This window comes from Micromonospora marina, from assembly GCF_900091565.1.
GTDB lineage: Bacteria > Actinomycetota > Actinomycetes > Mycobacteriales > Micromonosporaceae > Micromonospora > Micromonospora marina.
Map to the genome: position 1 here is coordinate 52,775 of NZ_FMCV01000019.1, position 13,249 is coordinate 66,023.

Consider the following 13,249-nt stretch of genomic DNA (forward strand, 5'->3'; position numbering starts at 1 on the left):
GGGCCGGCCCGCTCACCAGCGCGTCGTCTCGTTCCTGTGCCCGAGTGCGGCCCACACCTCGGAGATCGTCTGGTAACGGGTGCCTTCGGGCAGGGCTTCCAGGGCGGCGACGATGTCCGTCGGCGCCTCGTTCTCCCGCGCGTTGGCCAGCAGCGCCTCCCGGTCACCGGGCAGGGCGGTCATCGTGATGAACCGTCCCAGGCGGCTGCGCGCCTCGACGTCCTCGGAACTCATGCCCTGCGGCGCGCCGCTGCGCAGCTCCCCGGCCGGGGCCGTGGTGGCCTCCGGCTGGTCCTCGCCGGCCGGTTCGGGGATCCGGAACTCCTCGGCCCGCGAGCCGCCGGTGCCCGATCCCTGGACGAGACCGCTGACCTCGCTGCTCATCTGGTCGTCGACCCTGGGCGAGTGCTTGCTGCTGCCACGTTCCATGCCTTGGGAGATGCCCCGGGGGACCGCCGGTAAACCGGTGCGGGCCGGGGAGCCGGTCATCCGGGCGGCAACCGGTCGGCCGCCTTCCCCGCGTGGACCTTCTCGTCGCCGGTCTCGTCGCCGGTCTCGTCGCCGGTCTCGTCGCCGTCGGCGGGAGCGCGCGGCGGCAGCACCGGATCGTCCGGCTCCTCGACCCCGGCCTGCATCGCCCGGCCGCGTTGCAACTCGGCGTTGACCTGCACGCCGAGCATCAGCGCGCAGTTGGACAGGTAGAGCCACACGAGGAACGCGATGACCGCGCCGAGGCTGCCGTACGTGACGTCGTACGAGCCGAAGTTGGCCACGTACAGGCCGAAGCCGAAGGAGACCAGCACCCAGGCGACGAGCGCCAGCGCCCCGCCCGGGGTGAGCCAGCGGAACCGCGGCTGGCGGACGTTCGGCGCGATCCAGAACAGCAGCGACAGCAACGTCATGGCGACCATGGCGAGCAGCGGCCACTTCGCCACCGACCACGTCGTACGGGCCACCGTTCCGGCGTTCAACAGGTCGCCCAGCGCGTCGGTGACCGGGCCACTGACGATCAGCCCGGTGGCCACCACCGCGAGCAGCACGATGGTCACCGCTGCCATGCCGATCTGCAACGGGCGCAGCCGGTAGAACGGCCGGCCCTCCCGCACCGCGTAGATCGCGTTGGAGGCGCGGGTGAACGCGCCGATGAACCCGGACGCGGACCAGAGCGCGCCGAGCAGACCGAAGCTGAGCAGCACCTTCGCCGAGCCCTGCTGCTCGACCACGTTGCGCACCACGCCCACGAACGCGTCGTTGCCGACGACCGAGCCGGCGCCGATCTCCCGGGCCAGATCGATCACGGTGTCGACGGTGCGCGGGCCGTCGGAGACCAGGCCGACCAGCGCGACCACCACGATCGTGGACGGGAACAGGGCCAGCACCCCGTAGTAGGTGAGCGCCGCCGCCCAGTCGGCGCAGTTGTCGGTGACGAAACCCTTGCCGCTGCGCACCAGCACTCCGCGCCAGGTGCGCCAGTTGAGCTGGCGGATCCGGCGGGGCAGGCGCGACGGCGTCCGGCCGCCGGCCGTCCGGGGTGTCGTCACGGTCATGTCCGCCTCCTCCAGGCCCGCCACCGGGTGTGGGCGGGCGGTACCCCCGGGGAGAAATCGACAAACCGGGTGCCGGTTTGCCCGTCGGGCGGGAGGGAACCACAGCAGATACCGGATCGAGACTCCAGGAGGACGAGATGCCCGGGCGCGAGGTACTGCCCAGCACGCTGCGGCGCTCCCCGGCAAAGGCGCAGCGGACCTGGGAGAAGACGCACGACTCGGCGGTCGAGACGTACGGCGAGGGGGAGCGGGCGCACCGCACCGCCTTCGCCGCGGTCAAGCACGAGTTCGAGAAGGTGGGCGACCACTGGGAGCCCAAGGGCCGCAAGGGGCCCAGCGACAAGCAGGCCGCCGGTGGCGGCCCGGCCCGGCGCGCCGACACGGCCGGCGGGGTGGACGCCAACGCCAGCAAGGACCACCTCATGGAGGTGGCGAAGAAACTGGACGTGCGCGGCCGGTCCCGGATGACCAAGCCGGAACTGGTCGAGGCGATCGAGAAGGCCAACAACAACGCGACCCGCAAGGCCCGCGGGGGTCGCTGACCTCCGGGGGTACGCGTCGAGCCCGGGACCGCCCCGGTCCCGGGCTCGCTTCGTGCCGTCTCACCAGTGGCCGCCGCCCGGCGCCTCCAGGTGCACCGCCTTCACGGTGCTGAACTCGTCCAGCAGCTCCGGGCCGTACCCGAATCCGTGGCCGCTGCCCCGGCGCGGCTGGGCGGCGCCGCCCGGTGCCCCGCCGAACACGGAGTTGATCTTCACGGTGCCGACCGGCAGTTCCCGCCAGGCGCGCTGGGCGTGGCTCATCGACCCGGTCAGCACGGTGGCGGCCAGGCCGTACGGGGAGTCGGCCGCGCACCGCAACCCCTCGGTGAACGAGTCGACCACCACCACGGGGGCGACCGGCCCGAACGTCTCCTCGCGGACCAGCGTCATGTCGTGGCGGCAGCCCTCGACGACGGTGGCCGGGTAGAACGCGCCGGGCCCGTCCGGCAGCGCGCCGCCGGTGCGTACCCGGGCCCCGTCGGCGAGCGCGGCGGTGACCTGCCCGTGCACGTGGTCCCGGTGGCGCCGGTCCACAAGCGGCGCGAGCTGCGTGCCCGGGTCACGACCGGGGCCCACGGTGAGCGCCTCGGCGCGCGCCACGAGCGCGTCCAGGAAGCCCTCGGCGACGTCGCGGTGCACGTAGATCCGCTCCACCGCCACGCAGATCTGACCGGCGTTGGCGAAGCAGCCCAGCGCCGCCTGTCCGGCCGCCCAGACCGGGTCGACGTCCGCATCCACCACGAGCGGGTCGCTGCCGCCGTTCTCCAGCAGGACCTTCGCCCCGGTACGTGCGCCCGCGGCGGCGATCGCCCGGCCGGTGGCCGTGGAACCGACGTGCGCGATCACGTCCAGTTCCTGCCCGGCCAGCGCGGCGCCCACCTCGCCGCCGCCGGTGAGCAGCGACAGCACCCCGGCCGGTAGCGCCGAGTCCAGCGCCCGGGCGAGCAGCCACCCGGTGGCGGGGGTCCGCTCGCTCGGCTTGTAGACCACCACGTTGCCGGTGACCAGTGCCGCGCCGAGCAGGCCGCACGACACCGCCACCGGGTCGTTCCACGGCGTGATCGCGGCGACCACGCCGCGCGGCCCGGGGGCCATGAAGTCCAGCGCGTCGTGCGCGCCGTGCAACGTCCGGCCGCCCCGCACCGGGGCCAGTTCGGCGTACTGTCGCAGCGTGCCGACGCCCGCAGCCACCCCGCCCCGCGCGTCGTCGAGCGGCTTGCCCATCTCCGCTGTGGTCGCCTCGGCCAGTTCCCCGGCCGCCGCCTCGACCGCGTCCGCCGCCCGGTGCAGCGCCGCGGCCCGGTCCGCCGGTGCGGTCGCCGCCCACTGCGTCGCCGCGCCCCGGGCCGCCTCCACCGCCTTGGCCACCTCGTCGGCGGTGGCCACCGGCGTACGGGTCACCGGCGAGGAGTCCGCGGGATCGTGGACGACCAGTTCGCCGCCCTCGCCGCCGGCACCCCACACTCCACCGATGAGCTGCGCAACCGTGTACATGCGGCCGTGGTTGCCCAGGCAAGGGCGGAGCAAACGCGTTTCGCCCGGTGACCGGCCGGGTAGGCGAACCGGATGACCTCGACTGCCGACGCCGTCGTCATCGGGGCCGGACACAACGGGCTGGTGGCCGCGAACCTGCTGGTGGACGCCGGCTGGGACGTCGACGTCCTGGAGGCCACCGAGGCGCCCGGCGGGGCCGTCCGCTCCGCGTACGTGACCGCGCCCGGTTACCTCAGCGACCTCTACAGCTCCTTCTACCCGCTCGGCTACGCCTCCCCGGTCCTCGACGGGCTGGGCCTGGAACGGCACGGCCTGTCCTGGACGCACGCGCCGGACGTGCTGGCGCACCTGCTGCCGGACGGGCGGGCCGCGGTGGTCAACCGCGACCTGGACACCACCGCCGCGTCGATGGAGGCGTTCGCCCCCGGCGACGGGGAGCGCTGGCGGCACGCGTACGCCGACTGGTGCCAGGTCGCGGAGCCGATGCTGCGGACCATCACCACGCCGTTCCCGCCGGTACGCGGCGGGCTGGGCCTGCTGCGGCAGCTGCGGGTCGGGGGTGCCCTCCGGCTCGCCCGCCGCCTCGTGCTCCCGGTCCGCAAGCTCGGCGCGGAGCTGTTCGAGGGCGAGGGCGGCACGGTCCTGCTGGCCGGATGCGCCCTGCACACCGACCTGTCCCCGGAGGAGGCCGGCTCCGGCGTGTACGGCTGGCTGCTCGCCATGCTCGGCCAGCAGGTGGGCTGGCCGGTGCCGGTGGGCGGCGCCCAGCGGATCACCGACGCGCTCGTCGCCCGGCTGGTCGAGCGGGGCGGGCGGATCACGTACGGCGCCCGGGTCGAGCGGGTGCTCACCGCCCGGGGCCGGGCGATGGGCGTACGCACCGCGGGCGGCACCGACTGGCGGGCCCGGCGTGCGGTGCTCGCCGACGTGCCCGCGCCCGCGCTCTTCCTCGACCTGGTCGGCGCGGCGGCGCTGCCGCCCCGGATGGTCGAGGACCTGGCGCACTTCAAGTGGGACGGCTCGACGCTCAAGGTCGACTGGGCGCTGTCCGCGCCGGTGCCGTGGCGGAACCGCGACCTGGCCGGCGCGGGCACCGTGCACCTGGGCGCCGACCTCGACGGACTCACCACGTACGCGGCCGAGTTGGCCCGCGGCGAGCTGCCGCGGGATCCGTTCCTGCTGGTGGGTCAGATGTCGGTGGCGGACCCGAGCCACTCACCGCCCGGCACCGAGTCGCTCTGGTCCTACACCCATCTGCCGTTCCGGCGGAACTGGCGGGCCGAGGAGGTGGCGGGGCACGTGGAGCGGATGGAGGAGGTGCTGGAGGCGGCGGCACCGGGTTTCCGGGCGTCGATCGTCGGGCGGCACGTGGCCGGACCGGCCGACCTGGAGGCCGCCGAGCCGAGCCTGGTCGGGGGAGCGCTGGGTGGTGGCACCGCCGCCGCGTACCAGCAGTTGTTCCTGCGGCCGATCCCCGGCCTGGGCCGGGCCGACACCCCGGTGGACCGGCTCTATCTGGCCAGCGCCTCCGCTCATCCCGGCGGCGGCGTCCACGGTGCGCCGGGGGCGAACGCGGCGCGGGCTGCGCTGGCCCGCGACCGGGCCGTCACCGGCGCGGTCTACGCCCGGACGATCGCCGCCGCCCACCGCACCGTCTACCGCTGACCCGGCCCGTCCGCGTCGCCGCCAGTCGCGCTCCCGTTGCCGCTGGCCGCCGCCCGCGGAGGCCGCGGACCGGCGCAAGTTCTCGGAAGACGAGATTGGGCGGGCCCGGGACGAGGCGCTCAGCGGCATCGGCTGACCGCGCGACCGCGCCAATCGCTGATCGCCGATCGCCGATCGCCGCACATTTTTGAGCACGTTCCCGTACGTCACGCTGGGTGTTCGGCGTCGCCCCGGCGGTATGAACCGCACCGCCGCCTTTGCTCTGCAGCCGCATACGCATCGGTCACGCACCGTGTACGTATCTGGCGCCCGGTGAAGCGGTGCCCCGGAAAAGAGTCCCTGCTCAAGGCGGTGCTGCGCCGATGTCTGCAGAGCAAAGGGGGCGGACGAGGAAGTGGCGAGACGAGCGCGCCCTCACGCGCGGTGACGGTGACGCGGCGTGAGGGCGCGGTGGAGGTGCAGGAGCGGTCAGGAGTCGAGGTTACGGTGCCGGCTGCGCAGCTTGAACGGCATCAGCGCACTCTCGATCTTCGTGGCGGTGGTCATCTTCGAGTCGCCGTCGCGGCGCTCCTCGAAGCGGATCGGCACCTCCAGGATCGTGTGGCCGAGCCTGGTGGCGAGATAGTGCATCTCCACCTGGAAGCTGTAGCCGTTGGACTGCACCCGGTCCAGCCCGATCGCGCGCAGCGCGTCGGACCGCCAGATCTTGAAGCCGGCGGTGAGGTCGCGGATGCGCACCCGCAGCAGCGTGTGCACGTACAGGTTCGCCCAGCCGCTGAGCGCACGCCGGTACAGCGGCCAGTTCTCGTCCAGCTCACCGCCGGGCACGTAGCGCGAGCCGATGACCACCGAAGCCTGGGTGGACAGCAGAGCGCCGAGCATGCCGGGCAGCGCCTCCGGCGGGTGCGACAGGTCGGCGTCCATCTGCGCGACGAAGTCCGCGCCGTCGTCGAGGGCCCGGCCGATGCCGTCCACGTACGCCCGGCCGAGGCCCTCCTTGCCCGGGCGGTGCAGCACCGTCACCCGGTCCGGGTGCTCGATGGCCAGCTTGTCGGCGACCTCGCCGGTACCGTCCGGGGAGTTGTCGTCGGCGACCAGCACCTTCAGCCCCGGCAGCGGCAGCGCGAGCAGGCGCTCGACCAGCGTCGGGAGGTTGCCCGCCTCGTTGTAGGTCGGAACGACGACGGTCAGGCGCGCATCCCCCCACGGGGAGGGTAACTGCACGGGTTCGATCATCACGGACATCCTCGGTCAGCCGACAGGTTCACCTGAGAGGGTAGCCAGTCCTTCGCGGCGCAGCCGCACGGACGCCCCGCCACCGATCGATCAACGCTCCGGCTTCTGCCTCGTCGCGATGTCGGACAGCCGGGCCAGCGTCTCCCGGTTGCGCATGTGCAGCACCAGGTCGTTGAGCTTGGTCCGGACCCACCGCAGCGGACCGGCGGCGAAGTCCTCGCCGATCGTCACCCGGGTCCGGCCGCCGTCCAGCGGCTCCAGGACGAACGCCACGATCGCCTCCCCGGCCGGCCACAGCCCGGCACGCAGCACCAGCCGGTGCGGGGCCTGGCACTCCAGCACCGTCGACCTGTCCTGGAGCGAGAACGGCCACGGACCGGCCCGGTGGTGGAGGTTGCTGCCGACGCGCGGCCACGTGTCGTCCACGTCCCGCACGTGCACCGTGCCCACCACCCAGTCGCTGTACGTCCACCCGTCCGCGAGCACCTCGAAGACCTGCTCCGGGGGAGCGTCGATCACCTTCTCCACAACCGCCATCACCGAGCGGTACCCCGGTGCGGGCCGTCGCTAACGGCGATCCGGGTTAGCTTCTCCGGGACGGCGGGTATCGCCGGACCGGGCCGGTGGTGGCAGGCGTGCACCCGGCTGGGCGGCACCGGCGCGGGGCCTGGCGCCGACGACGACGTTTACTCCTCGGGGCCTCGGGAACCCGCCGCCCGTGCGACGGGACCAGGAGCGGGATCAGTGCAGGTCAGCCCGGGTTGACCCGGGTGCTGACCGGTTCCCGCCCGGCCTGTACGACGCGGTGCTGCTGGACCGCGACGGCACGCTGGTGGAGGACGTGCCGTACAACGGCGACCCGGAGAAGGTACGGCCGGTGCCGGGCGCCCGGGAGGCGCTGGACCGGTTGCGGGCGGCCGGGTTGCGGCTTGCCGTGGTCACGAACCAGTCCGGCCTGGCCCGGGGCTGCTTCACGGCGCACGATCTGCGCCTGGTCAACGCCCGGGTGGAGGAGCTGCTCGGGCCCTTCGACCACTGGGCGATCTGCCCGCACGCCGAGGCCGACGGGTGCGCCTGCCGCAAGCCCGCGCCCGGCCTGGTGCACGAGGCCGCAACCGCGCTCGGGACCACGCCGACCCGGTGCGTGCTGATCGGGGACATCGGCGCGGACACGGCCGCCGCCGCCGCGGCCGGCGCCGCGGCGATCATGGTGCCCACGCCCGCCACCCGGGCCGCCGAGGTGGCCGCCGCGCCGACGGTCGCCGCCGACCTGCCGGACGCGGTGGGCATCGTGCTGGCCCGGATGCGCCTGACGGCCGCGCCGCAGCCGGTGCGCCGGTCGCGCCGCGGCACGGTGCTCGTGGTGCGCAGCGACGCGGCGGGCGACGTACTGGTGACCGGGCCGGGCATCCGGGCGGTCGCGTCCGGGGCCCAGCGGGTGGTGCTGCTGTGCGGGCCACGGGGCCGGGCCGCCGCCGAACTGCTCCCCGGCGTGGACGAGATCATCGAGGCGCCGCTGCCGTGGATCGACGCGCCGGCCCCGCCCGTCGACCCCGGCGCCGTGCGCGCGCTGACCGACCGGCTCGCGGCGGTACGGGCCGGCGAGGCGATCGTGTTCACCTCCTTCCACCAGTCCGCCCTGCCGCTCGCCCTGCTGCTGCGCCTGGCCGGTGTGCCCCGGATCAGCGCGATCAGCGACGACTACCCGGGCAGCCTGCTCGACGTGCGCCACCGCGTCCCGGCCGGCGTACCCGAACCCGAACGCGCCCTGTCCCTCGCCGCCGCCGCCGGTTTCGCGCTCCCGGACCACGACGAACCGGCGCTGCGCATCCGCACCGACCGGCTTCCGGCGCCCGCGGCCGACGTAGGGGCGCCCGGCTACGTGGTCCTGCACCCGGGATCCTCGGTGGAGACCCGCGCCTGCCCGGAGGAGCTGGCCGCCCGGGTGGTCCGGGTGCTCGGCGCCGCCGGCTACCGGGTCGTGGTCACCGGCGGGCCGGACGAACGGGAGCTGACCGCGCGGGTCGCCGCGGCGGGCGGCGTCGACCTGGGCGGGCGGACCGGGCTGGACGACCTGGCGGCGGTGATCGCCGGAGCCGGCGCGCTGGTGGTCGGCAACACCGGCCCGGCGCACCTGGCCGCCGCGCTCGGCGTGCCGGTGGTGAGCCTGTTCGCCCCGACTGTGCCGTTCGGGCAGTGGGGGCCGTACCGGGTGCCGACCGTGCGGCTCGGCGACGCGGGCGCGCCCTGCCGGGACACCCGCGCCACCGCCTGCCCGGTCCCCGGGCACCCGTGCCTGTCGGCGGTCGAGCCGGGACGGGTGCTGGAGGCGTTGCGGCTGCTCGGCGTGCTGGCGCCGGTGGCGGGCGGGGTGGCCGGATGAACATCCTGCTGTGGCACGTCCACGGGTCGTGGACGACGTCCTTCGTGCACGGCAAGCACCGCTACCTGGTGCCGGTAACCCCCGACCGGGGGCCGTACGGGTTGGGCCGGGCGCGCACCTACCCCTGGCCGGACAGCGCCGTCGAGGTCACTCCCGAGGACCTGCGCGACACCGACGTCGACCTGGTGATCCTGCAACGTCCGGAGGAACTCGACCTGGCCGTGGAGTGGCTCGGCCGCCGGCCCGGCCGCGACGTGCCGGCGATCTACGTCGAGCACAACACGCCGAAAGGCGACGTGCCGAACACCCGGCACCCGATGGCCGGCCGCGACGACCTGCTGCTGACCCACGTGACCGCGTTCAACGAACTGTTCTGGGACAACGGCGGCACCCGGACCACAGTGGTCGACCACGGTGTCGTGCCGCCGGCGGTCGAGTGGACCGGCGAACTCGACCGCCTCGCCGTGGTCGTCAACGAGCCGGTACGCCGCTGGCGGGTCACCGGCACCGACCTGCTCGCCCGGTTCGCCGCGCTGGCGCCGCTGGACGTCTACGGGATGAGGGTGGACGGTCTCGCCGCCCACCTCGGCCTGCCCGAGGACCGGCTGACCAGCCACGACGACGTACCCCAGCACGCCATGCACGCCGAACTCGCCAAACGGCGCGCCTACCTGCACCTGTGCCGCTGGACCTCACTCGGCCTCAGCCTGATCGAGGCCATGACCATCGGCATGCCCGTGGTGGCACTGGCCACCACCGAGGCGGTGGAGGCGGTGCCACCGGCCGCGGGCGCGCTGTCCACCCGCGTCGACACGCTCGTCGACGCCGCCCGTGGCCTGCTGGACGACAGGGAGTCCGCCCGCCGGGCGGGCGCCGTGGCCCGGGCCGCCGCCCGGGACCGCTACGGACTGGAGCGATTCCTCGCCGACTGGGACCGGCTGCTGGAGGAGGAAGTATGCGCATCGCGATGATCTCGGAGCATGCCAGCCCGCTCGCCGTCCTCGGCGGGGAGGACGCCGGTGGCCAGAACACGCATGTCGCGGAGCTCTCCGCCGCGCTCGCGGCCGCCGGTCACGACGTGCGCGTCCACACTCGGCTCGACGCGGTGGACCTGCCGGTGAGCGTCCGCACCCCGGACGGGTACGAGGTGGTGCACGTACCGGCCGGGCCGGCCGAACCGGTGGCCAAGGACGACCTGCTGCCGTACATGCCGGCGTTCGGGCAGTGGCTTGCCGACCGGTGGCGCACCGGCGACTGGCAGCCCGAGGTGGTGCACGCGCACTTCTGGATGAGCGGGCTGGCGGGTCTCGCCGCGGCCCGCCGCGCCGGGGTGCCGATGGTGCAGACGTACCACGCGCTCGGCACGGTCAAGCGCCGCCACCAGGGCGTGCAGGACACCAGCCCGCCGGGCCGGGTCGAGCACGAGCGGAGGCTGGGCCGCTCGGTGGACCGGGTGGTCGCCCAGTGCCAGGACGAGGTCGCGGAACTGGTCCGGATGGGTGTGCCCCGGTCCCGGATGACTGTCGTGCCGTCGGGGGTGAACCTGACGACGTTCTCCCCGCTCGGCCCGGTCGCCGACCGCGACGGCGGCCGGGCCCGCATCCTCACCGTCGGCCGGCTGGTCGAGCGCAAGGGCTTCCAGGACGTCGTCCGGGCCGTCGCCGAGGTGCCGGATGCCGAGTGCGTGGTGGTCGGCGGGCCGCCGGCCGGGCTGCTGGAGACCGACCCGTACGCGCTGCGCCTGCGCGCGCTGGCCCACTCGCTCGGCGTCGCCGACCGGGTACGGCTGGTCGGCGCGGTCCCCCGGGAGGAGATGGGCCGCTGGTACCGGTCGGCGGACGTGCTCGTGGCCGCCCCCTGGTACGAGCCGTTCGGGCTCACCCCGCTGGAGGCGATGGCCTGCGGCGTACCCGTGGTCGCGACGGCGGTCGGCGGGCTGATCGACACGGTGGTCGCCGGACGCACCGGCGACCTGGTGCCGCCCCGGGAGCCGGCGGCCCTCGGCGCGGCGATCCGGGGTCTGCTCGGCGACCGGATCCGCCGCTTCGCCTACGCCACGGCCGCGCTGGAGCGGGCCCGCACCCGCTACTCCTGGGCCACCACCGCGGACCGCCTCACCGAGATGTACGGCGAGGTGGCCGCCGTGCGCCGCCCGACCCGGGTGGTCGCCTGATGACGGCGGCCACGCCGGGCCCCGGCGCGACGGTGCTGGAGGACCACCTCAGCCTGCTGGCGGCCGCACTGCTGCCGCTGCGGGCGGCGGAACAGATGCTGGCCCGCTGGGGTGAGGAACTGGCGCAGCGGCTCGCCGCCGGTGGTCGGCTGCTGGTGGCCGGCAACGGCGGCAGCGCCGCCGAGGCCCAGCACCTCACCGCCGAACTCGTCGGCAAGCTCCGCCACGACCGGCAACCCCTGTCCGCCATCGCCCTGCACGCCGAAACCAGCGCCCTCACCGCCATCGCCAACGACTACGGATACGACGAAGCCTTCGCCCGGCAGGTCCGCGCCCACGGCCGCCCCCGCGACCACCTCCTCCTGATGTCCACCAGCGGCACCAGCTCCAATCTCCTCACCGCCGCCCATGCCGCCCGCCAGACCGGCATCCGCTGCTGGGCCTTCACCGGACCCGCACCCAACCCCCTCGCCGACCTCTGCCACGAGCATCTGGCGATCGACTCACCGGACGGGCAGGTGGTGCAGGAACTGCATCTGGTGGCCTCGCACGTGCTCTGCGAGTACGTCGAGCTGGCGCTGCCCGCCGCGCTCGCCGCCGAACCGGCGGCCGGGCCGGTACGCGCCGGTGTCGAGGTCGTCGTCGGCGAGCCGGCCCTCACCGAGCCGGACCCGACGGCCCCCGCCGGCGGGGGAGGCCCGGCATGAGCGGACCGGTGGTGGTGCTCGGCGACACGCTTCTGGACCGGGACGTGGAAGGTCTGGTGAACCGGCTCTGCCCGGACTCCCCGGTGCCGGTGCTGGACGAGACCGTGTCCGTCGACCGGCCCGGCGGCGCCGGGCTGGCCGCCGTCTTCGCCGCCGCGCAGGGCGCCGAGGTCGCGCTGGTCACCGCCGTCGCCGACGACGCGGGCGGGGCCCGGCTGGGCACGCTGCTCGCCGCCGCCGGGGTCCGGTTGTACGCGCTTCCGCTGGCCGGCGCCACCCCGGAGAAGATCCGGCTGCGGGCGCGTGGCCGGGTACTGCTGCGCCACGACCGGGGCGGGAGCACCGGCGCGCCGGGCGAGCCGAGCGACGCCGTGCTGCGGCTCATCGCCGGCGCGTCCGCGGTGCTCGTCAGCGACTACGGCCGGGGCGTGGCGGCGCATCCGGCGCTGCGTGCCGCGCTGACCGCCACCCGGGCGCCGGTGGTCTGGGATCCGCATCCGCGCGGGCCCGGAGCCGTACCCGGGGTGCACCTGGCCACGCCGAACGAGCCGGAGGCCCGCGAGCTGGCCAAGACACCGCCGGGCGGCTCCCGCCTGGCCGTCGCGTCCCGCAGCGCGCACGCGTTGCGCCGCCGCTGGCAGGCGCGCGCGGTGGCGGTGACGCTCGGCGGGGACGGTGCGCTGCTCAGCCACGCCGGGTCGACGCCACTGGTGGTGCCGGCGCCGCCCGCCGAGGGGGACACCTGCGGGGCCGGCGACCGGTTCGCGTCCACCGCGACGCTGGCCCTGGCCCGGGGCGCGCTGGTGTCCGAGGCGGTGCAGGAGGCGGTCGCCGAGGCGTCGGCCTACGTGGCCGGCGGCGGCGTGGCCGCCGCGCTGCCCGCGCCGGTGCGGGCGGTCGCTCCGGCGGTCGTGACCGGCGGCGGGGACCGGATCGGCGCCGGGGCGGCCGGCGAGGTGGTGGCCCGGGTACGCGCGGCCGGCGGGACCGTGGTCGCCACCGGCGGCTGCTTCGACCTGCTGCACGCCGGGCACGTGGCGACGCTCCAGGCGGCCCGGCAGCTCGGCGACTGCCTGGTGGTCTGCCTGAACTCCGACGCCAGCGTGGCCGGGCTGAAAGGTCCGGAGCGTCCGGTCGTGCCGCAGGGCGACCGGGGGCGCCTGCTGGCCGCGCTCGGCTGCGTCGACGCGGTGCTGATCTTCGACGAGCCGACCCCGGAGGCGGCGCTGTCCTGGCTGCGCCCGGACATCTGGGTCAAGGGCGGCGACTACGCCAGCGGTGGCGGCCCGGAGACGCTGCCCGAGACGGAGATCCTGGCCCGCTGGGGCGGTCACACGGTGGTCGTGCCGTACCTCGACGGGCGCTCGACGACCGACATGATCGCGGCGGCGCGGGCCGGGCGGGGCAGCGGCTGGCCGGCCGCGCCGGCTGACCCGGCCGCCGCGCAGGTCCGGTCCACGGCGAAGGGAGCACGATGAACGAGCGACTCATCCGACCCGGCG

At 75.2% G+C, this 13,249-nt stretch carries 12 protein-coding genes; 7 read left to right on the top strand and 5 right to left on the bottom strand.

What is annotated here, in order from left to right; translation table 11 throughout:
• Window positions 1-12: 12 nt before the first annotated feature.
• Together GA0070215_RS20335 and GA0070215_RS20340 are read right to left on the bottom strand one after the other, a co-directional pair.
• Window positions 13-429: a DUF2795 domain-containing protein gene (locus tag GA0070215_RS20335; RefSeq protein ID WP_026267776.1), complete on the bottom strand. Its 417-nt coding sequence runs from the start codon at window positions 427-429 to the stop codon at window positions 13-15.
• A 56-nt stretch (window positions 430-485) separates the two neighbouring features.
• Window positions 486-1,547 carry a YihY/virulence factor BrkB family protein gene (locus GA0070215_RS20340; protein ID WP_091048775.1) on the bottom strand — a complete coding sequence of 354 codons (1,062 nt, stop codon included), beginning with the start codon at window positions 1,545-1,547 and terminating at the stop codon, window positions 486-488.
• 137 nt (window positions 1,548-1,684) lie between these two features.
• Here GA0070215_RS20340 and GA0070215_RS20345 point away from each other — a divergent pair, with 137 nt between their 5' ends.
• On the top strand, window positions 1,685-2,089 hold the full coding sequence (locus tag GA0070215_RS20345) for a ChaB family protein (RefSeq protein ID WP_018784969.1): 405 nt from the start codon (window positions 1,685-1,687) through the stop codon (window positions 2,087-2,089).
• Between the two features lie 60 nt (window positions 2,090-2,149).
• Here GA0070215_RS20345 and GA0070215_RS20350 read toward each other — a convergent pair whose 3' ends face one another.
• Window positions 2,150-3,583, bottom strand: coding sequence for an aldehyde dehydrogenase family protein (locus tag GA0070215_RS20350; protein ID WP_091048616.1), 1,434 nt, complete (start codon window positions 3,581-3,583; stop codon window positions 2,150-2,152).
• Window positions 3,584-3,655: 72 nt separating this feature from the next.
• Here GA0070215_RS20350 and GA0070215_RS20355 point away from each other — a divergent pair, with 72 nt between their 5' ends.
• On the top strand, window positions 3,656-5,248 hold the full coding sequence (locus GA0070215_RS20355) for a phytoene desaturase family protein (protein ID WP_091048618.1): 1,593 nt from the start codon (window positions 3,656-3,658) through the stop codon (window positions 5,246-5,248).
• 468 nt (window positions 5,249-5,716) lie between these two features.
• Here GA0070215_RS20355 and GA0070215_RS20360 read toward each other — a convergent pair whose 3' ends face one another.
• Together GA0070215_RS20360 and GA0070215_RS20365 are read right to left on the bottom strand one after the other, a co-directional pair.
• A complete protein-coding gene (locus tag GA0070215_RS20360; protein WP_091048778.1) occupies window positions 5,717-6,484 on the bottom strand; it encodes a polyprenol monophosphomannose synthase in 768 nt (255 codons plus the stop codon).
• Window positions 6,485-6,574: 90 nt separating this feature from the next.
• Complete coding sequence (locus tag GA0070215_RS20365; RefSeq protein ID WP_026267780.1) at window positions 6,575-7,021, bottom strand: SRPBCC family protein; 447 nt, start codon at window positions 7,019-7,021, stop codon at window positions 6,575-6,577.
• A 181-nt stretch (window positions 7,022-7,202) separates the two neighbouring features.
• Between GA0070215_RS20365 and GA0070215_RS20370 the strand changes: the two genes are divergently transcribed.
• Genes GA0070215_RS20370 through GA0070215_RS20390 form a run of 5 tightly spaced genes read left to right on the top strand, consistent with a single transcriptional unit; the run spans window position 7,203 to window position 13,225 of the window.
• On the top strand, window positions 7,203-8,867 hold the full coding sequence (locus tag GA0070215_RS20370; RefSeq protein ID WP_091048622.1) for an HAD-IIIA family hydrolase: 1,665 nt from the start codon (window positions 7,203-7,205) through the stop codon (window positions 8,865-8,867).
• Entirely contained in the window at window positions 8,864-9,838 is a 975-nt protein-coding gene (locus GA0070215_RS20375) for a glycosyltransferase (protein ID WP_091048624.1), read from the top strand. The genes GA0070215_RS20370 and GA0070215_RS20375 overlap by 4 nt, the downstream gene beginning before the upstream one ends.
• The gene (locus tag GA0070215_RS20380; RefSeq protein WP_018784976.1) at window positions 9,823-11,040 is read left to right on the top strand and encodes a glycosyltransferase; all 1,218 of its coding nucleotides are present in this window, start codon (window positions 9,823-9,825) and stop codon (window positions 11,038-11,040) included. The genes GA0070215_RS20375 and GA0070215_RS20380 overlap by 16 nt, the downstream gene beginning before the upstream one ends.
• A complete protein-coding gene (locus tag GA0070215_RS20385; RefSeq protein WP_091048629.1) occupies window positions 11,040-11,747 on the top strand; it encodes a D-sedoheptulose-7-phosphate isomerase in 708 nt (235 codons plus the stop codon). The genes GA0070215_RS20380 and GA0070215_RS20385 overlap by 1 nt, the downstream gene beginning before the upstream one ends.
• Window positions 11,744-13,225 (top strand): PfkB family carbohydrate kinase, encoded by a 1,482-nt coding sequence (locus tag GA0070215_RS20390; protein ID WP_091048633.1) that lies wholly within the window; start codon window positions 11,744-11,746, stop codon window positions 13,223-13,225. Before GA0070215_RS20385 ends, GA0070215_RS20390 begins: the two co-directional genes overlap by 4 nt.
• Window positions 13,226-13,249 lie beyond the last annotated feature (24 nt).